Raw genomic sequence first — 17,694 nt, 5'->3', positions numbered from 1 at the left:
CTGGAAAAGTCTCGAATACGAGACACAGAACAAGAACAGTATAAGAGCAGCGACCAGCGCGGCCCTCAATGGCCGCGCGTCGGGAGCAGACAGGAGGGGGAAACATGCTTGAGGGATCGGCAAGGAGTGCCGTTTCAGGTCGTAGCGCCGCCGGGCCGCGCACGGAGGCGCGCCCGGCTCCAAGGGAGGATGAGCGATGATGGAGGGGTTTGCATGGAACGACGAGCGCCTGGACGCGATGATTGCGGCCATGTCGGGCATGAAGCCCGTGGGGGGCACCGGGATACCCTCGCTCGATGCAATCCTGGGCGGCGGCCTTTACCCGGAGGTGTACGTGCTCGCGGCGGAGCCGGGGGCGGGCAAGACCACCCTGGCCTTGCAGATCGCCGATTACGTGGCCTGCTACGGGAGCCGCAAGGCGGTCTTCCTCTCCATGGAGATGGGCGCGCCCCAAATACTGGGGAAGTCGCTCTCCCGCCTCACCTCGCAGCGGGACATGGGAGGGCTTCCCCTCACCGCCCGCGAGGTCATGCGCATGGGCGACGGCGACCAGGACAAATTATCGGCTATCGAGCGAGCCATTGAAGCCTACCGCCTAGAGATCGCCCCGAACGTCGCGACTATCGACGACAAGGCGAGTGTGGAAGAGGTGGCCGCCCTCTACGAGGCCGGGTTAGACCCATGCGAGCCGAAGCCGGTTCTGGTGGTGGACTACCTCCAGATCATGCCCGACGGCGCGAACCCGAGCGCCACGGACTACCAGCACCACACGGCCAACATGCGCGGGCTGTGCGCTATCTCCAAGCGTCACCGCGTGCCGATACTGGTCATCAGCTCCAAGAATCGCCAGAAGCGCGGCAGCAGGGCGCTTGACGCGCTCGCGGGTTCGTCGGATATCGAGTACGGTGCTTCAGTCGTGATGTTCCTCTCGGTAGACGGCGACACGGAGGACGAGGCCGAGAGCAACGCGAAGCTCGATGCGCGGCCCGTGACGCTCTCGGTGAGGAAGAACCGGTTCGGGAGCGTCGGAGACGTGCCGCTGGTGTTCAAGGCATCCGAGAGCCTGTTCATGGAAAGGGCGCTCTCGTGACCGCTACGAAGCGGGTAGGGGCGGGTCGAAAAGTCCCAGGCGTTCAGGAGTAACGGGCGCAGAGGTTGGCAGCGCGCAGAAAACGCCCTAAATCCCAAAAACTTTCTGCTTCATCACGCGGAGCCAGGGAGGAATCACCTGATAGGATTGGCGGCGGCGCGTCATCGTCCGCCCGGAGAAATGCACAATAGAGGGGGCCAAGGGGGTCTTTCAGCCGGCCCCCGGCAGCTCCCCGCAAGCACCAGAGCCGATTTCTCCCCGCCGGTTTTTCTTCTGTGCGCGAAGAAGGCCGAAGCTCTCACCCCGGCCCGACCCAGGCGAATGATACCACACGGAAAAGGAGATTCATGGCACCTACCGCAAGGGGCTTTCTGGAGGACGCCCGCAGGCTCCAGGAGCGCATCAGGCACGCCTCCGAGCAGGTGGAGCAGGCCGACGCGCTTCTGGGGCTTCACGGCCTCGACTCGGCCCGCGAACGCGTGGGAGGGTTGCGCCACGCCGATAGCCTGGCCGAGCGCGTGGGCGATCTGCAACGCTACCGCGACGATCTGGCGGGGCTGCTCGCGGACTACGTGGAGCTGCAACGCTTCGCCAGCGGCGTGATAGCGCGCCTGCCGGACGCGCGGCATCAGCAGGTGCTGAACATGCGCTATCTGGAGGGGCGGGAGTATTGCGACATAGCCGCTGCGATGGGTTACGGCGAGCGGCGCGCGTACAGCCTGCACCGAGACTCCCTGGCGGCCCTGGACGCCGTGCTGGCCGAAGGGCGGGGCGAGTGAGGGGGCCATCCCCTCCCCCTGCCCTAGAGGCGACCCCGGCGGCATAGCGCCCATCCCCCCGCCGAGAAATTTTCCTGGAAAGCGATCCGGTGCATGGCGTCATAGCTCCTGAAGGCGTACTTGCCACCTGGGCTGATCGCCGGGGTGGAGCGGGAGCCTTCTTCCGCATCCATCCCCCGAAGACGAAGCGCCCCGCCGCCTTGCGTGGCAGCAGGGCGCGCTCCGAGCAAACCGCCTTATCACCCCAGCAAGCCCATGGCAGCCGTTATATCGTCGTGGCACTTGAAGGCCAGCCGCGACGTGGCCGCCATCACCTCCCCGGCACCGCACTCCGCGCCGCTCTCGCCGTTGGCCGTCGCATCGAGGGCGAGCGCACGGACAAGCGCGACGCTGGCGGCCTGGGCCGCGAGCGTCGCGGCGTCCCGGATGGCCTCGCGCGTGCCCGCCTCCTGCCCGGCCATGCCTGCGGCGTCGTAAAGCCCCCTGTGCGCCGCGTTCAAGCTGACGCCCTCTCCGCCGCGTTCACGCCAGCGCCCCCTCCGCTGCATCGCGCAGCCTCGCCAGGCGCTCATAGGCGTCCTCCGCAGCCAGCAGCAGCACGTCCAGCGTGCCCTCTATGAAGTCGCCGGGGTCGCACCTCTCCGCGTCCACGGCCACGGTGGCGCACTCGATGGCCTGCGCGAGGCCGCCCACCGCATCCGCCGTGTCCACGAGGCCGTCCACCACCCACAGGGGCATGCCCTCGCGCTCCTCGCTCTTCTTACCGCTCATAGCGCGCCCCCTATCCTCGCGCGGGCCGACTGCTCGGCCATCGCCATGGACAGCTCTGAGGCGCAACGGTTGAGCATCGCCCGCGTATTCTCCGGCAGCGGCCCGGGGTACAAGCCTACCTCGTCAAGCTCCACGACGTTTCGCACCGCCCGCCACGCATTGAAAAGGTCGTCTGTGAGCCTTCTCGCGTCCTTGCTAACGTATTCCATTCCGCGCCTCCTTCTCTTTTGGAGGCCACCCGCAAATCACCCGCAAATGCTCATCGTTCTAGATGTTTTCAGGTATTGCTACCTGTAGCCGTTTCACACGTAGATATAGCTAAATAGTGCTACTGAACTGCGGTTATGACCAACTCATAATCCCTTGGTTGCAGGTTCGAGTCCTGCTGGGCCCACCACGACAGACAGAGGTCATCGGGCAAACTGGCTCGATGACCTTTATTTTAGGTTCTTCCGAACCGTCTGCTTCTGACGTTGCGTCCAATAAGACACCGGTTCCAACGTGCTGCGAATATAGCTCGTATTTGCATCCTTGTTTCGTTATTCTCGCTCGTCATTTTAACAACCGCGAGCGAATGGGACAGGGAGTGAGCAGTATCCATTCTTTCCGTCTGACGATGCTTGACGTTCTCACGTTCCACTTGCACTGAATAAGATAAAAATCGCAGCGCGATATCTGCGATCAGTACAAGTTAAGGTCCCTTTTGACGGCTAAGTAAGCAGAGGTCAGCATGTCGCTAAGTGCCCCCTACAGGGACTAGTTGGCTGGTTGCTGAGGGAGGTCGCAAGGTCAAACAGTGAAGTGTTATGAATATGATATTCGTGCAGAGAAAAGCACGGCGCAGTTTCTAAAAGTACGCTTTTTCGGTCTGTCTCTGAGTCAAGATTATAACCGCTCGAAGCGTCCATTTCCGCAGGAAAGCGATTCTGTCGGCGAAAATTTTGGCCGAAGCGCCCTCGAATCCTCCCTTATTCAAAAAGCGTACCTTTTTAAGGCGTTGTCTAGAACTGCTTTTCGGTGATGCAGGGGTGACTTTGAGAGAGCAGGAGATCCTATGATCATTGTGCCGAAAGCGATTCTCGCTGCCGATGTCGATGCTGCTGCGGCGAAGCGGCGCGAAATCGCCGAACGCCTTCGCAAGGGCGAAGACGTTCGCGTGACCAACTCCGGGCAAGTTGTCGAGCCGACTGATCCAGAGGCCCTCGCGGGCAAGACGCTGAAAGCGCCAGAAGGCAAACTTGCGTAGGGAGGCATATTGTGGCCGGATTTTATTGGTTTGAACGGAACCCACAGCTATTTGAAGCTGAAAAAATCGCCATGAAGGAAAACTTTCCTGATTTCAGGCTTGATAAGCTCGACGATGGCAGGCTTTGTTGGGTTGGTGATTTGAATCCTCGGGGTAAATCTGGCGGAGTATGGACACTCATGGTCGTTTACGATCACAACCATCCGCACAACAACACCTACGGCGGCTCGTTGCGCGTCTACTCAGTCAAGCCTGACCTTAACGAACTGTATCGAGCGGCAGGTAGTTTGCCTCATGTGCTGCGTGATGCAAACGGCGATCTCTATATGTGCACGGCGCGCCCTGAAGACGTTGACTCCGGCGCTGCTGCGACCTCTGCCGCTAAGGCGCTGGGTTGGGCTGCGAAATGGATATTCATCGTTGAGGAATGGTTGGAAGGGTCTATCGGCGATGAAGTCTTCAACCATACTTACTAGGATTGGGAAATATGGTAGGTCCGGCAAGGGCGACAAAATCGAGGTCGTCTTTTCCGCGCGTGCCTACGCTTCGCTGCTCTCGGAGGTTCTAAGCGAGATTCAAACAGAGACGGGCGGCGTGTTCCTGGGGTACTACGACAATGGGATTTGGCAAGTGGTTGAAAGCGTCGATCCTGGTCCTCTTTCGAGATTCGAAGTCGCCTATTTCGAGTACGATCAGAAATACGTCAATCACCTCATAAACAAAGTGTCGAGGATATATGGAAGACAGCTTGACCTCATAGGGCTTTGGCATCGCCATCCGGGCTCATTCGATCAGTTCTCTTCTACGGATGACGGCACCAATGCTAGCTATGCGCAGCTCAACGATGTTGGAGCTGTTTCTGCGCTTGTCAACATCGATCCCAGCTTCAGGCTGACGGTATACCATGTGACCCTCGATCCTCTACGGTACCGAAAGGTTCGATATGCCGTTCTCGAACGGGAGAACGACGAGGATCAGGCGGCTTATGCAGATGTCGACGAGAGGATCGGGCAAATCGAAGCGGCATCCGGCCGCCTTGCCAGGTCTTTTTCGGGGGAGCTCGCGAGCGTTCTTTCGTCCGGTGATGCTCAGGGTTCATTGCGTTCCTATCTTGCGCGTCGCAGCATGGCGAACATGGCCAATCGCGAATTCGGATCGGTCGACGATTGGGATGAGGATGACTTCGGTTTGGTGCTCGCGGCAATCGAGCCGGATGTGAGATTCCTCGAATCGCGCGGTCTCGAACTGGTTGCGCATGTCAATTCTGATCGTAGGCTGGAATTGCAGTTGACTGATGGCGATGCATCCAGGCATGGCTTTATCGAGGCGATCGAGCCGAAGGGGGATGGGCAGATCCTTTTTGCCTTCGACGGGCAATCGTATCGATACCGGCCGAACCTGTTGCGCGAAGCTCTTGAGGAAGGTGAATGACCGTGCTCTCGTCCGACGCAAGGCGGAACCTGTGCAAAGTGCTCGTTCCGAGCGATATGATCGAAGGCAGATACACCGGAGAAGCGATCGGGATGTTTCATCCTTCGTCGGGTATTTTGAACGTATATTCGAAGGCGATGGCAATCGAGGGGAATTGCCGTGGACTGATTGCCCGGGATGAGGTCGAGCTCGACGAAAACGGCTACGATTTTTTTGGATTTTGGAGGCAGGGCGAGCTTGTCATGTTCCATGGAGACGACAAGCTGGAGATCCAAGCATACGACCTCGTGCAGAACGTTTTTTCTCGCAACAGCGGATTACTCGAATCGGCTGCCATGCGTGAAAGGGGAGCAGTCATTTTCGGATGCGGATCGGTCGGCAGCTTGGTTGCATTGGAGCTCGCCCGCTCCGGTGTGGGCAACTTTGCGCTCGTTGACAACGATGTCATTGAATACCATAACGTCTGCCGTCATCAATGCGGGGTACGAGAAGTCGGAGAATACAAAGTCGATGCGGTCAAGCGGCGTATTCTTGACATCAATCCTCTTGCCCATGTGCAGACGTTTGCAACCCTTGCAGAACACGTTTCCAAAGAAGCGCTCGACGAGTGGCTTGGCGAGAGAAAAAGCATTGCCGTGGGCTGTGCTGACAACAGGGAGGCTGATGTGTATGTCAACTCCTTGTGCGTCTATTACAGAACTCCGTTTTTAAGCATCGGGTTTTGGGAACGTGCCTTTGCCGGGGAGGTGTTCTACTGGCTTCCTGAAAGCAATATGCCCTGCTACAAATGCGCTTTGGGTGAAGGATCCCTGTCCAGGCGAAACTCGACGAGCCGACGACTCTATACAACGCAAGAGGAATTGTCCGATGTGCGATTCGAACCGGGCATCGCCGTCGACGTCGACTTCGTCTCCATCGTTGGCGTGAAGCTGCTCCTCGATATCTTCAACATCGGGAACGAAGGGTACACGGCGAGGCTTTTTCCGACGCTTCGGCAATACACGCTGGTATGCAATACCGACAATCCGGCTATTGGGGGCGACATGGCAGAGATATTCAGCTATCCGCTCCAGGTTACAACATCGCTCGAAGTCAGCTTTCGGCCTGGGTGCTCATGCCATGACAACGGGGGGCAGGGCGATGAGCTCGATTAAACGTTGTAGGGACGACGTCTACATAGCCTTCAGGGAATTGTTCGCTGAGTGGCAGTCGCTCGAAGCCTCAAGCGCCGGCGATCCCAAGATCTCTGAGGTTGGGGAAAGGTTCGTCGTGCCGGCATGCCGCAGGAGCGCAGATCTTATCAATGCGCTCGAGGCTCTTGATCGCTCCCTGGAAGCTCTGGTCCAGTACGGGGTTGAGGTGCGATGATGGGTTTTCGTCTTGCCGACATACCGATGATCCTCGGCGGGCTCAACGACGATATCACGCGATGCCTTGATGGAATCGACGGCATATCAAGAGCGTATGACGAGATGCGTCGCGAGGTGGAAGCATCTTTTGACGAGAGCGTCGAACATGCTGCTGGCGAAGCCGATAGGCGGCGGAGCAGACGCGCGGCTGATCTTGCTGCGACATTGGGAAAGTGCCGGGATTGGGCTTCCTATATTAGAGGATTGCATGAAAAGGCGATTTCCAAATCAAGCGCGTACTCACGTGCTTACGTCAGGCACATGGGAAGTGCGATGCCCGTCCCTCCCTTTGAGGCGGAAACGCTCGATCAATGCCAAGGTAGACTCTATGCGCTCAGCGAAGATGCTAAAAGAATCTATCGGCAGATAACGGGCACGGGAGGGCTCGTAGGCATAGCCAACACGTTGAGCGGCGAGGCGAAACGCTTGCATACGGAGTTTTGCGAAGTCTTGGATTCGAGCGCGAGAATACTTGAGGGTGCGGAGCGAATCGCAAGCGGCCTGGAGATGTCTGGAGCCGTTGCTGACGAAGAGGCCGAGGCCGAGTTCGTGGACGCTGCGAGAGAGGAAACGGAAGCTCTTCTGATTCGAATTGACGAGCGCGAGCAGGAGGACATCTTGCGCGTTGCCGCCGATTTCGCGGAGAAGGTGGCGGCGCGCATTTCGCCCCGCATGGTTTCCGACATCTCCGACCTTGAGCGCTTGGTGCTCCCGGATCCGGAGGCTTGCCCTGAAACGATGTGCGAGTACGTTTCGCTGGGCAGCTATGAATGCGAGATAAAGAGCTGGCCCTTCGTCGGGAAGGTGGCGCCGGTTGATACCGCGCTTCGGGACGTGTTTGGCGTATGGTACTCGAATGGATTTGTCATTGCGCCTGCCCTGCTTGACCGGGCTGAGCGCTCAAGTGTGTTCTTTTGCGGAGACGCATCGGAAACGAAGGCGGCGATGGCTTCTATCGCAGTTGCCGAACTTGAGATTAGCACGGCCCCGATGCAAACCTTCGTGTTGATGAATCCGACAGGTGAGCGGGATGCATTCGAACCCTTTTTGGCTGCGGCAAAGAGTCTGCCGGAAGTGTTCGGCGAAGGGGTGTTGACAGAGAGAAGGGCAATAGCTGATGCTTTCGGCAACGCTGTTTCCGTTATAAACGACCGTTCTCAGCGCTTGCTCATCGGATATAAGGACATATTCGAATTCAATGCCGATGTCGAGACTGCCTCCTTGCCGCTTATGACAATCTGCGCAGTTATGCCTGTCCGTTTCATCACCGATCAAATGCGAGAGGACATCGAAAGCATTGTCCGCAACGGATCGGCTTGCGGCGTGAATATACTTCTCGCCCTAGACATCGATGATGGAGCGATCGACGAAGCGGCGAGCCTCCTAGGTTCATGCTCCAAAGCGATAGTCGAGTGGTCGGAAGACGGCGTCGGGATGGTTCTGGACGGCGGAATCAAAATGGTGCGCAATCCGGTTGACGCTCGGTACGTGGCGACGTTGATTCCGAGGCTTGAAGAGCAGGTAAGGCGACAAAGAATCCAAAGTGTCGGTCTTGAGTCGGTTCTTCCTCGTGCGTCCTGGTTCGAGGGCGATTCGGCGAACGGTTTGTCTATCCCAATGGGAAAGAGTCCTGAGGGACGGCGTGTCGCACTCGAATTCGGCCCGGAGATCGGTATAGGCATATCGCATTTTGGCTTGCTGATCGGCTCGACGGGATCGGGGAAGTCCTCTCTTCTCCATTCGATCATCATCAGCGCTCTTCTGAAATACGGGCCTGACGAATTGCAACTGTACCTGCTTGATTTCAAGAGCGGCATAGAGTTCGACGTCTATAGCTCGTTTCGCATCCCCCATCTTCGCCTCCTTGCATTGGACGCATTGCAAGCGTTCGGGCACAGCATCCTGCTTGAGCTTCGGGATCGCATGGAGGAGAGGAGCGGCTTGTTCAACGATGCGGGAGTTCAGAACCTCGAAGACTACCGCGCCGCGACGGGGAAGGCGATGCCGCGCATTTTGGTGATCATGGATGAGTTCCAAACTTTGTTCAATGAGGATCATGATCGCGTCACGGCTCGTGAATGCGCCGTGTTGCTTTCAGACTTCGTCTCGCTCGCCCGCGCGTACGGAATACATTTTCTCCTGTCGACTCAAACCCTGTCCCGATTGCGCTCGGGTTCGTTTAGCGTCTCCCAGTCGACGCTTGACGAAATACATGTGCGAATCGGCCTCCAATGCTCTCAAAGCGAATCGGAGCGGCTGTTCGGAAGCATATTCGGGAGAGAGGCCTATGAAAAAATGGGCAATCAGAAGGGAAGCGGCGTATTCACGGAAAACGACCTGAAAAACGCGCCGGAATCCTTCCGAGCGGTGTTTTGCGCACAAGAGGAGCGAATTGCCCTGCTTTCCGAAATCGAATCGCGGTATTCGGCTATTGAGCCGTCGTCGACCACTCATGTGTTCAGGAGCGACACGGTGCCGGACATCTTGAGCTGTCCAGGTTTCGACGCCCCCGATTCCAACGAGCCCTTCACCTCGGTTCCTGTGTTCTTGGGAGAGGCCGTTAAAATCGGCCCTCCGATCACTCTGCAGGTGAACCGTCTCAGGCGATCGACTTTGCTTGTTGCAGGCTCCGACCGTCGAATGCTCGATAGGATCGTGGCCTCGTACATCCTGTCTGCCCTCCGGGCGGTGCCGATGGTTTCCGATCCTGACGAACTCGCGGCCATGGCTGCGAATCCAAGCGTGTATGTATGCGACGGGCTTTCGCTTGTCGGCGAGTCGGGCGATGACGCGGTGACGAGGGTCGGTGCGAAATGGAACGGATCGATAAAGCAGGCTCGCAGCAATGCCGAGGTTCTCAAGCTCCTCGATGAGCTCTATGGCCTTCTGATTCGAAGGCGCGACGATGCCAATAGAGGAATCGCAAGGAGATGCCACACCGTTCATCTCGTGATAAACGAGTTCCAATGGATCGATGCGTTCAAAGCCGTGTTCGAGCGTCGCGACGAATCCTATCTCGACAAGACGCTTGACGGCCAGAAAAGCGCATGCTCCTCCATCCTCGACGACATCATCGCAAGCGTGGAACCTGTTGACGGCACCTCGTCAAGCAGGCTCAAGAAACTCGAGGAGCTCCTTATGAGCGGATACTCGTATGGGATCAACGTCGTCGTGTCATCCTCGGACTTTGCCGCCACAAAAGAGCGCATCTACGATTTGGTTCCCAAGCTTCAGGACAAAGTCGTGTTCGCGTTAAGCGGCGAGGATGCCGATCGGATCGTCCACGGAACCTTTTCGCAAATCGAGGCGATCCGCTCGAACATGGCCCTTTTCTCGGACGGCGTCAACCCTCCAAGCGTGTTCAAGCCTTACAGGATTTCATTGGCGTAAGCGACTAGAAAGGAATGAATCATGGCGCACTCATCACCAGAGGCGATGGCGAGGATGATCCAGAACATAACAAGGGGAGTGCAAGCTGAGCAGGCGATCATCGCCGCCCTCAAAAGCGACTATGCCGCAATAGGCCAAGAATGGAACGATGCGAATTACGAAAAACTCGGCGCTGTCATCGATGAGGCGATAAGGGAGTTAAGCGGCAATCAGGCGAAACTGAGCGAATGCATCACCTCCCTACAACTGCTCAAAATGAAGCTCGAAGACTATCTGAGCACCCGATTCTAGTGAAAAGCCATGACGGGAATCGTTGAAAATGCGAATGCGATCTGGAGTTTCCGGAATAGTACGGGACTTTACGAGCAGGCGCTGAATCAAAGCAAGAGGGAAATCTCAAGCATTATCGAAGAGGCCGATTATCAAATAGGGTTCATCATTGCGGAAGCGATCGAGCGAGTGGATTCAAATGCGTCGAGCGAGGAGGAGCGTGCTCGGGCAAAGCGGTTTTTAAGCGGCGTTAAACAGGCGCTTCTTGAATACCGGGCTGCAAAGGAGGGGGTTTTGCTCCTGATCGGAGACGTTTCAGCGGACGATGGCTCCCAAAGCGCCCAAGCCTATCTTTGCCGGCTGGGGAGGGCCTTGGAAGAGTATTACGGTCTTCCTGCTTTTGAAGGCGCGGATGCGGAGCCTTCCGTTTCGGCGGACAAAGTGCTTACGAAGCGATACTGACGACAAGGCAAGGGTGCTACATGGTGATACGCATTGGCGAAGATGGAACCATCATCTCGTCTGACGGGGAGACTCTCCAAGGTCAAAATTCCATAATCGGCGACGATGGCAGCATACGCCTCGACGTTCCAGCCTCAGTGCCAGAATATCCGGTTGCAAGCGTGGCGCGAACCCCGCCTTCCTCGCCACTGGAAAACATCGGGACGATTCCGGGGGCGGGACAGCATTCTGCGGCTGATTCAACGCAGTCCGAGGAGGCAGGCACGGTCTCTTCTTCGCAGGTATCTCGCTCGACGCCAAGAATTTCCTCTAGGCCGACGAGGACCAGGGCGTCAATCGAATACGAGCTGCAGGTGAAGAAGGCCGAGCTGCGAAAATGCATTCGCCCGATCCCCATCGTCGTTTGCGTGCTTTTCGCAGGCATAGCTCTGGCTCTTGGAAACGTCGTGCCTGCCGTCGTCTCGCTTGGATCCTTGATCCCGATCGTCAAGGACATCTTGCGCCGCAGAGAGGTTTCAGATGCGATAAGCAAGCTTGATGAAGAGCTGGGGAAAGCCGATGGAAGGGGTGCCTGACGTGGAGGCGTTCGATGAAATGTCGATTTCGGAGTTGATGGTCCGGGCCGAGGCGCTTTGCGATGAAGACTCCCCAAGCTATTCGCCCGATATCGCTGCGGACTGCTGGGAGAGGGCCGCGGCGCTCGGCAGCATGGATGCGCTTGCTAATTTGGCCGATTGCTATTTCCTTGGCAAAGGGAGGCCAGAAGACGAGACTCGGGCGCTTGGGATGTACCAGCGAGTGTTGGACGCCACTGACAATGCCTCTTGCGCATACCAAATCGGACGCATGTACCGAATGGGTTGGGGTGCTTCGTGCGATTTCGACAAAGCGATTGAGTCTTTCAAGCGGGCTTGGAAACTCGGAAACGTACAAGCGGCAAACGACATGGGGGCAATGTATCTCTCGAAGGCCGGGTCCACGCAAGATCCGGCCGATGTCGAAGAAGGGTTCAAATGGTTCCAACGTGCATCCAGCAAGGGCGACGATTACGGCACGTATCGCATGGCCCTGCTTTACGCTTTTGGCGATTACGGGATGTCGAAAGACGCGAAACGGGCTTACGATCTCCTGATGAGGGCTAAGAGGGACTCTCGAGCCCTCGGCTATCTTGTGTCGAGCAATGGGCTCAACATCGCCGGAAACGAGCAGTATCGAGATTTGCTTAGCGAGGCGGAGGCGAGAGCCGAAGAGGATCAGGATGCGGAGCTGTACGAAGCGTTGGGGCGCGCGTACGAGGGAAAGACGAGGCTCGATAGCGATCCGGCGAAAGCGGCGTTCTATTACGGTAGGTCCCTCGCGCTTGGCAACGGGTTCGCGGGGTATTTGCTCGGGTTAAATTGTTGGAAGGGATGGTCGGGTTTCGAGGTGAATCTTGAATCGGCCGAATGCAATCTATTGAAAGGCGCCGATCTGGGCTGCTCTCAGGCTATGAGCAGCTTGGGCGATCTTTACAAAGAGAAGGCGAGGGAGTCTTGGCCGCACGACCCCGAATGGCTGAAGAGGTCGTTCGAATGGTACGACCGGGCATACCGCGCCAACGGCGACGCATGGACGGCTCTCCATGCCGGCGAGGTTGCGGTCGAAGTCGGCGATATCGCTTTGTACGAGCGAGCAGCCGAGTGCCTTTTCGCGGCAAGCCAAGAGGACATCTATTGGGCCTATGTGAAATTGGCAAAACTGTCTATGGATGAAAGCTTGCCAACGTTCAACCCCGAGAGAGCCCGTCGCGCGCTTGAAAAGGCTCGCATTGAGGAGATCGTCGAGTACAAAACCGGAGAGGTCGATTATCTCACGGGGCGGATGTTTGAAAAGGGAATCGGCTATCCTGCGGCTGCAAATCAAGCCGTCGAGTTTTATTTGAAGGCTGCGGAGAAGGGTTGCGAGGATGCCAAGGAGTCGCTCAAGCGATTCAAAAAAGGCCTGTTCGGATGGAAGCGAATCAGTTAGGAGAAAGTGCAATGGGAATGGATGCCTACGAAAAGCTTGCCGATGAGGTCGTCGGGCTCATGGATGCCAAAGGGCCATATGCGGCGATCGAGATGCTCGAGCAAGCTCGCAAAGATGGAAGCATGGATGCGGTTGCGATCCTCGGAGAGTTGTACCTGGAGGGCATCGGCGTCATAGCCGACACCGAGATGGGGCTTGATCTTCTCGATGAGGCGGCAAAAGCGGGGAACGCCCACGCGGACGAAACACTTGGCAAGATGTATTTGAACGGAAATTTTGGCGTGGAGCAAGATGAGGAGAGGGGGCATGCCTTTATCGAGAGGGCGGCAGAGGCGGGTTTGCCTACCTCGATCGGATTATGCGCCGCAGATTATTTTTGGGGCGTTGGCGTCCCAATCGATCAGGCCAAGGGGGTCGAGTGGGCGACTCGCGGGGCTAAGATGGGCAATTGCACCTCGAACCACATATGCGCAATCGCGTACCAGGCGGGGGAAGGCGCTCCGCTGAATCTCGCTTTGGCGATCCAGCATTACCGAGAGGTGTTGCGAGAGTGGTCCGACAACGGCGACGCGATGTGTGAGATGGCGGTATGCCTCGCTGATCCGTTCGACGAGTACGGCATCTTCCCTGCGCCGACCGATTTATCCGAGGCATTCGCGCTTTTGAGCAAGGGGGTCGAGTTGGGCAGCGTTCGGGCCCACTATGTTCTGGGAGCCTGCTACGCGAATGGCAAGGGCGTTCAACAGGATTACGACCTGGCGCACCATTACGTCGAGCTTGCCGCCCAGAACGGCGATCCGGACGCTCAGGATGCGCTTGGCAGGTTCAGGAGGACCATGCGAGGTCAGTGGACCCTCTAGCAAGGCTAAACCCGCAAATGCGGTTAGCGATATCACAGTCGGTTTCGTTGAAAGGAATATCATGTTGAAGTTGAAAGACCTCGAGTCGATGGGAACCGTCACCTTTGGCGGTGCCGAGAATGTAAATCTCGACAATATCAAATCCGCTATTTCCGATTTGGCTAGTCAAAATCAGATTCCCATCGCCTTTTATAAGGATGAGGCCAAAGCGGGCGGTATGTTCAGCGATGCGGTCCCTGTTCTGGTCGCCTATCATCCCGAGCATCGAAATGACTACTTCAACATGGCGATCGTGCTTTCCAAGCAAGGAACGTTTGGCTCGGCTGCCGTGTATGCGGCCGGCAAATCCAAGCAGATGAATAAGTTCGTCCGCTCGGAGGCGAATAAGGAGGCGCGTCGCGGGCAGCCCCTTTCGGTTAAGCTGGGCAACGCGGCTGTCAGCGGTCTTATGAACATGGGAAAGAGCAAGCAAAAACTGCAAGAGGAGCAGATGTACTACGAGATCGTCCTGGGACTCATCGGCACTGCCTTGAATGAATAGAGGTTTTGCAGGAGGGTGGCCGACGTACGAGCCTCTAAACTCGGCCGCCCGAATCGTCGGCTTCCGACCGTCTGGGAAGGACTAGGATCCTGCTATGAAAGTCTCCCCCTATCGCTTGCAAGTGCCGCTTTCTCAATCAGAGTCAATCGTATACAGCACCTTATCCACCTCGATCATAGTGATGGACAACGAAGAGGCGCGTCGTATTTTCGACGAATGCGATTTCTCCGATGCTGCAACGTGTGCCGAGCTGCTTGAAATGGGCCTGCTATACGATGAGACGGAGCCGCAAAACGATATTCTCCGGGACTCGAGATCGAAAGTGGTGAATGGAGGCACGGGGATAACGGGAGTGACCATCGCGCCGACGATGGCCTGCAATGCCCGCTGCTTCTATTGCTTCGAGCATGGTGCCCGATGGGGATCCATGGATGACGCCACCGCAGATGCGGTTGCCGATTTTCTTGTCGCGCATTGCCCGGGCAAAGAGCTTTTTATCGCATGGTTCGGCGGTGAGCCGCTTATGGCGGCTGACACGATCGATCGAATCACCCAAAGGATCACACGCTCAGGCGTGGTCGTCGAGTCGACTTTGACCACCAATGGAATCCTTCTGGACGATTCCATGCGCAAGCGCCTTCCTTCGTGGGGAACTTATCGAGTTCAAGTGACCCTCGATGGCATAGGGGAAGAATACAATCGAATAAAGTCCTATGTCGGGATAGAAGAGGACCCTTTCGACAGGGTCATGGAGAACATAAAAGGGCTCTTCGACATGGGAGATCTGAGCGTGCATATACGTCTCAACTATAGAAGCACTGATCGCGATGCGATACAAAAAACGTTCGACTATATCAACAGGCGCTTTGGCGATCAGCCAAATCTGTATCTTTATGGAGCGCCGTTGGACCTGCCTGAAATCAAAGGGTATTCGGAGTTTGACGACGACGAGGGATGTCTGTTTCTCGACGTGCTGCATATGTCGCTCGATCATGGCTTTGAGAATGACGAATTGAATTTCCGTACCGGGGTGAACGTATCGGAGGATTACAATGCCGTGCTTGGGGAGCTCATGCTCTCGCCATTCCCCGCGCCATGCTTCATGGTGAACAAATGGCGATATGCGATAGATGATCAAGGCCTTCTCTACAAGTGTCAAAAACATTTGGGGAAAAGGGAGTATTCCTGTGGGAATGTCTTTTCCGGAATAGAGCGCAACGAAAGGTACCTGTATTACACGACGGAGGAATTGCATGACGAGGCATGCGCGGAGTGCTTCATGTTGCCGGTATGCCAGGGAGGCTGCAACGCAAATCGCCTTCTTTATGGAAGCGCATGCGCCTGCCCGCCTTCAAAGACCATTGCGTCGGATCTCGTCATGGCATACTACCGATATATAACCGGCGAGAATGTGTCGATGGGTGCAACCATGACGAAATATGGAAAGGAGGGAAGCGATGAAGGTAGTAAACAAAGTGCCGCAGAAAAAGGCAGTCAAGGAGCTTAATGTTCGGGCTGTAGCGTGCGAGCCGCATACCATGTGCCCCAAGTGCCTGCGCGGTAGAGGCTGATTGAAGACGCCGAAGGGAGCCCTCTCTTCGGCGTCTTTTCCGTCCAGTTGCCCCTCACCCCTCCATCGTGAACCGCCAGGCGCAGTTGCAGGTGTCGTCCTCCACGTCGGGGAAGCAGCTCAGGCACTCGCAGACGATGCGCTCGTCGATGCCGCGCGCGAATGCGCCGTACTCCTCGATCCCCACGCTTTTGCACGGGTGGAAGCCCATGCCCTTGCGCTCGCGCGCGTTCTGCACGCGGCAGTCGACGATGCGGTAGACGAGCGCGCCGTCCTCGAGCCGGACCTCGTCGACGTTGGCCGCCGACTGGCAGCGTAAAGGGAGCGCCCGCGCAAGCCCTTCGAGCCCCGGGCGTTCGTCCAGGTCGAGGAACTTCTTGATGCGGCGCGCCTCCGACAGGCTGAAGCGCCGCCATGCCTCCTCGTCGCGGCGCATGGCCTCGTCCATGCCGCGCGCGGCCTCGACGGACTGGAACCAGGTGCCGTCGAGCGCGACGAGGTTCTTCGCGTAGATCTCCGCAAGCTCGACGAGCTCGTCTTTGGACAGGTTTCGTACGGCGTCGTTCATGGGGTCTCCTCGGCTTCGGTTTCGCGTTTGCCTTCGATTATAGCGCGCCCGAATCGCCCCGCGACGCCTCCAAAACCGTTATACTGTTGCGTTGCCGATTGATTCCATCCCTTTATGAACGACGGAGAACGCACACCATGAGCATCGACAGCTACGAGGCCAGCCGCAAGCGCAGCGACGAGATCCGCGCCGATCTGGCCGTGAACCCCCAGAAGTACACCATGCTCACCGGCGACCGCCCCACCGGGCGGCTGCACCTGGGGCATTACTTCGGCACCATCCGCGAGCGCGTGGCGCTGCAGGACGCGGGCATCACCACCCGCATCATCATCGCCGATTACCAGGTGATCACCGACCGCGACACCACCGAGCACATCCAGGACAACGTGTTCAACATGGTGGTGGACTATCTGGCCTGCGGCATCGACCCGGAGCGGACCATCATCTTCACGCACTCGGCCGTGCCGGCGCTGAACCAGCTCATGCTGCCGTTCCTCTCGCTCGTGACCGAGTCCGAGCTTCTGCGCAACCCTACGGTGAAGGCCGAGCAGGACGCCTCGGGCCACGCGCTCACGGGCCTTCTGCTCACCTATCCCGTGCATCAGGCGTGCGATATCCTGTTCTGCAAGGGCAACATCGTGCCGGTGGGCAAGGACCAGATGCCCCACATCGAGCAGACGCGCCAGATCGCGCGCCGCTTCAACGAGCGCTACGCCCCCGTGTTCCCCGAGCCCGACGGCCTGCTGAACGACGCGCCGGCCATCCCGGGCCTCGACGGGCGCAAGATGTCGAAGAGCTACGGCAACGCCATCAGCCTGTCGCTCACCGCCGAGGAGACGGCCAAGCTCATCAAGAAGTCCCAGACCGACTCCGACCGGAACATCACGTTCGACCCCGAGGGACGCCCCGGCGTGTCGGCCCTGCTCACCACGGCGGCGCTCTGCACCGGGCGCGCCGAGGCCGACATCGCGGCCGAGATCGGCGACGGCGGCTCGGGCACGCTCAAGAAGTACGTCACCGAGAGCGTGAACGCCTACCTCGCGCCCATCCGCGAGCGCCGCGTCGCGCTGCTCGAGGACCGCGACTATATCCTGGACGTGCTGCACGAGGGCAACCGCCGCGCCAACGAGATCGCGGACGCCACGCTCGACGAGGTGCGCGAGGCGATGCGCATGGTGTACTAGGGCGGGCGGCGCCCCGGCCCCGGCTCCGGCAACTGGCGCGCCGTTCGTTGTGCACGTGGGCGAATTTCTGAAATTCGGTCTTGCACAACGTCGGCGATCCGGTATAATTCTCACTT

19 protein-coding genes are annotated in these 17,694 nt (G+C 57.8%); 15 read left to right on the top strand and 4 right to left on the bottom strand.

Features of this window, described 5'->3' with window-relative positions:
• Positions 1 to 196: 196 nt before the first annotated feature.
• Both FX134_RS03905 and FX134_RS03900 read left to right on the top strand, forming a co-directional pair.
• Positions 197 to 1,090, top strand: coding sequence for a DnaB-like helicase C-terminal domain-containing protein (locus tag FX134_RS03905; RefSeq protein WP_080797877.1), 894 nt, complete (start codon positions 197 to 199; stop codon positions 1,088 to 1,090).
• Positions 1,091 to 1,437: 347 nt separating this feature from the next.
• Positions 1,438 to 1,869 (top strand): sigma factor-like helix-turn-helix DNA-binding protein, encoded by a 432-nt coding sequence (locus FX134_RS03900; protein ID WP_080797874.1) that lies wholly within the window; start codon positions 1,438 to 1,440, stop codon positions 1,867 to 1,869.
• A gap of 239 nt (positions 1,870 to 2,108) precedes the next feature.
• Here the strand turns inward: FX134_RS03900 and FX134_RS03895 are convergent, their stop codons facing one another.
• The 3 genes from FX134_RS03895 to FX134_RS03885 are packed head-to-tail and all read right to left on the bottom strand — an operon-like array spanning position 2,109 to position 2,849.
• Positions 2,109 to 2,369 carry a hypothetical protein gene (locus FX134_RS03895; RefSeq protein WP_143412127.1) on the bottom strand — a complete coding sequence of 87 codons (261 nt, stop codon included), beginning with the start codon at positions 2,367 to 2,369 and terminating at the stop codon, positions 2,109 to 2,111.
• A gap of 22 nt (positions 2,370 to 2,391) precedes the next feature.
• Positions 2,392 to 2,640 carry a hypothetical protein gene (locus FX134_RS03890; RefSeq protein ID WP_080797865.1) on the bottom strand — a complete coding sequence of 83 codons (249 nt, stop codon included), beginning with the start codon at positions 2,638 to 2,640 and terminating at the stop codon, positions 2,392 to 2,394.
• Positions 2,637 to 2,849, bottom strand: coding sequence for a hypothetical protein (locus FX134_RS03885; RefSeq protein WP_080797859.1), 213 nt, complete (start codon positions 2,847 to 2,849; stop codon positions 2,637 to 2,639). The genes FX134_RS03890 and FX134_RS03885 overlap by 4 nt, the downstream gene beginning before the upstream one ends.
• An 845-nt stretch (positions 2,850 to 3,694) precedes the next feature.
• Between FX134_RS03885 and FX134_RS03880 the strand changes: the two genes are divergently transcribed.
• From FX134_RS03880 to FX134_RS03825, 12 genes are all read left to right on the top strand, one after another.
• On the top strand, positions 3,695 to 3,886 hold the full coding sequence (locus FX134_RS03880; protein WP_080797856.1) for a hypothetical protein: 192 nt from the start codon (positions 3,695 to 3,697) through the stop codon (positions 3,884 to 3,886).
• A gap of 11 nt (positions 3,887 to 3,897) precedes the next feature.
• Positions 3,898 to 4,362 carry a hypothetical protein gene (locus FX134_RS03875; RefSeq protein WP_143412126.1) on the top strand — a complete coding sequence of 155 codons (465 nt, stop codon included), beginning with the start codon at positions 3,898 to 3,900 and terminating at the stop codon, positions 4,360 to 4,362.
• Entirely contained in the window at positions 4,337 to 5,317 is a 981-nt protein-coding gene (locus FX134_RS03870; RefSeq protein ID WP_080797853.1) for a Mov34/MPN/PAD-1 family protein, read from the top strand. Before FX134_RS03875 ends, FX134_RS03870 begins: the two co-directional genes overlap by 26 nt.
• On the top strand, positions 5,314 to 6,471 hold the full coding sequence (locus FX134_RS03865; RefSeq protein ID WP_080797849.1) for a ThiF family adenylyltransferase: 1,158 nt from the start codon (positions 5,314 to 5,316) through the stop codon (positions 6,469 to 6,471). Before FX134_RS03870 ends, FX134_RS03865 begins: the two co-directional genes overlap by 4 nt.
• 213 nt (positions 6,472 to 6,684) lie before the next feature.
• The gene (locus tag FX134_RS03860) at positions 6,685 to 10,116 is read left to right on the top strand and encodes an FtsK/SpoIIIE domain-containing protein (RefSeq protein ID WP_172623370.1); all 3,432 of its coding nucleotides are present in this window, start codon (positions 6,685 to 6,687) and stop codon (positions 10,114 to 10,116) included.
• A 21-nt stretch (positions 10,117 to 10,137) separates the two neighbouring features.
• Positions 10,138 to 10,407 carry a hypothetical protein gene (locus FX134_RS03855; protein WP_080797841.1) on the top strand — a complete coding sequence of 90 codons (270 nt, stop codon included), beginning with the start codon at positions 10,138 to 10,140 and terminating at the stop codon, positions 10,405 to 10,407.
• Between the two features lie 9 nt (positions 10,408 to 10,416).
• Positions 10,417 to 10,848, top strand: a complete 432-nt coding sequence (locus FX134_RS03850; RefSeq protein WP_080797838.1) for a hypothetical protein — start codon at positions 10,417 to 10,419, stop codon at positions 10,846 to 10,848.
• A 20-nt stretch (positions 10,849 to 10,868) separates the two neighbouring features.
• The gene (locus FX134_RS03845) at positions 10,869 to 11,423 is read left to right on the top strand and encodes a hypothetical protein (RefSeq protein ID WP_143412125.1); all 555 of its coding nucleotides are present in this window, start codon (positions 10,869 to 10,871) and stop codon (positions 11,421 to 11,423) included.
• Between the two features lies 1 nt (position 11,424).
• On the top strand, positions 11,425 to 12,855 hold the full coding sequence (locus tag FX134_RS03840) for a tetratricopeptide repeat protein (protein ID WP_172623369.1): 1,431 nt from the start codon (positions 11,425 to 11,427) through the stop codon (positions 12,853 to 12,855).
• On the top strand, positions 12,837 to 13,715 hold the full coding sequence (locus tag FX134_RS03835) for a tetratricopeptide repeat protein (RefSeq protein ID WP_080797832.1): 879 nt from the start codon (positions 12,837 to 12,839) through the stop codon (positions 13,713 to 13,715). Before FX134_RS03840 ends, FX134_RS03835 begins: the two co-directional genes overlap by 19 nt.
• Positions 13,716 to 13,776: 61 nt before the next feature.
• Positions 13,777 to 14,256, top strand: a complete 480-nt coding sequence (locus FX134_RS03830) for a hypothetical protein (protein WP_080797828.1) — start codon at positions 13,777 to 13,779, stop codon at positions 14,254 to 14,256.
• A 94-nt stretch (positions 14,257 to 14,350) separates the two neighbouring features.
• A complete protein-coding gene (locus FX134_RS03825; RefSeq protein WP_080797824.1) occupies positions 14,351 to 15,763 on the top strand; it encodes a radical SAM/SPASM domain-containing protein in 1,413 nt (470 codons plus the stop codon).
• Between the two features lie 118 nt (positions 15,764 to 15,881).
• On the opposite strand, the gene FX134_RS03820 is transcribed toward FX134_RS03825, so the two are convergent.
• Complete coding sequence (locus FX134_RS03820; RefSeq protein ID WP_080797822.1) at positions 15,882 to 16,394, bottom strand: DUF6125 family protein; 513 nt, start codon at positions 16,392 to 16,394, stop codon at positions 15,882 to 15,884.
• A 137-nt stretch (positions 16,395 to 16,531) separates the two neighbouring features.
• Between FX134_RS03820 and trpS the strand changes: the two genes are divergently transcribed.
• Complete coding sequence (trpS, locus tag FX134_RS03815) at positions 16,532 to 17,578, top strand: tryptophan--tRNA ligase (RefSeq protein WP_080797819.1); 1,047 nt, start codon at positions 16,532 to 16,534, stop codon at positions 17,576 to 17,578.
• The last annotated feature ends 116 nt before the right edge of the window (positions 17,579 to 17,694 follow it).

The sequence above is a fragment of the Arabiibacter massiliensis genome (assembly GCF_902386925.1).
Lineage (GTDB): Bacteria > Actinomycetota > Coriobacteriia > Coriobacteriales > Eggerthellaceae > Arabiibacter > Arabiibacter massiliensis.
This window is presented reverse-complemented; position numbering and strand designations above follow the sequence as displayed.

Bases quoted from the DNA above. Each gene is read 5' to 3' on its own strand.
- FX134_RS03905 (WP_080797877.1), top strand. From the start codon at position 197: ATGATGGAGGGGTTTGCATGGAACGACGAGCGCCTGGACGCGATGATT.
- FX134_RS03900 (WP_080797874.1), top strand. From the start codon at position 1,438: ATGGCACCTACCGCAAGGGGCTTTCTGGAGGACGCCCGCAGGCTCCAG.
- FX134_RS03890 (WP_080797865.1), bottom strand. From the start codon at position 2,640: ATGAGCGGTAAGAAGAGCGAGGAGCGCGAGGGCATGCCCCTGTGGGTG.
- FX134_RS03885 (WP_080797859.1), bottom strand. From the start codon at position 2,849: ATGGAATACGTTAGCAAGGACGCGAGAAGGCTCACAGACGACCTTTTC.
- FX134_RS03880 (WP_080797856.1), top strand. From the start codon at position 3,695: ATGATCATTGTGCCGAAAGCGATTCTCGCTGCCGATGTCGATGCTGCT.
- FX134_RS03870 (WP_080797853.1), top strand. From the start codon at position 4,337: ATGAAGTCTTCAACCATACTTACTAGGATTGGGAAATATGGTAGGTCC.
- FX134_RS03865 (WP_080797849.1), top strand. From the start codon at position 5,314: ATGACCGTGCTCTCGTCCGACGCAAGGCGGAACCTGTGCAAAGTGCTC.
- FX134_RS03860 (WP_172623370.1), top strand. From the start codon at position 6,685: ATGGGTTTTCGTCTTGCCGACATACCGATGATCCTCGGCGGGCTCAAC.
- FX134_RS03855 (WP_080797841.1), top strand. From the start codon at position 10,138: ATGGCGCACTCATCACCAGAGGCGATGGCGAGGATGATCCAGAACATA.
- FX134_RS03850 (WP_080797838.1), top strand. From the start codon at position 10,417: ATGACGGGAATCGTTGAAAATGCGAATGCGATCTGGAGTTTCCGGAAT.
- FX134_RS03845 (WP_143412125.1), top strand. From the start codon at position 10,869: ATGGTGATACGCATTGGCGAAGATGGAACCATCATCTCGTCTGACGGG.
- FX134_RS03835 (WP_080797832.1), top strand. From the start codon at position 12,837: ATGGAAGCGAATCAGTTAGGAGAAAGTGCAATGGGAATGGATGCCTAC.
- FX134_RS03830 (WP_080797828.1), top strand. From the start codon at position 13,777: ATGTTGAAGTTGAAAGACCTCGAGTCGATGGGAACCGTCACCTTTGGC.
- FX134_RS03825 (WP_080797824.1), top strand. From the start codon at position 14,351: ATGAAAGTCTCCCCCTATCGCTTGCAAGTGCCGCTTTCTCAATCAGAG.
- FX134_RS03820 (WP_080797822.1), bottom strand. From the start codon at position 16,394: ATGAACGACGCCGTACGAAACCTGTCCAAAGACGAGCTCGTCGAGCTT.
- trpS (WP_080797819.1), top strand. From the start codon at position 16,532: ATGAGCATCGACAGCTACGAGGCCAGCCGCAAGCGCAGCGACGAGATC.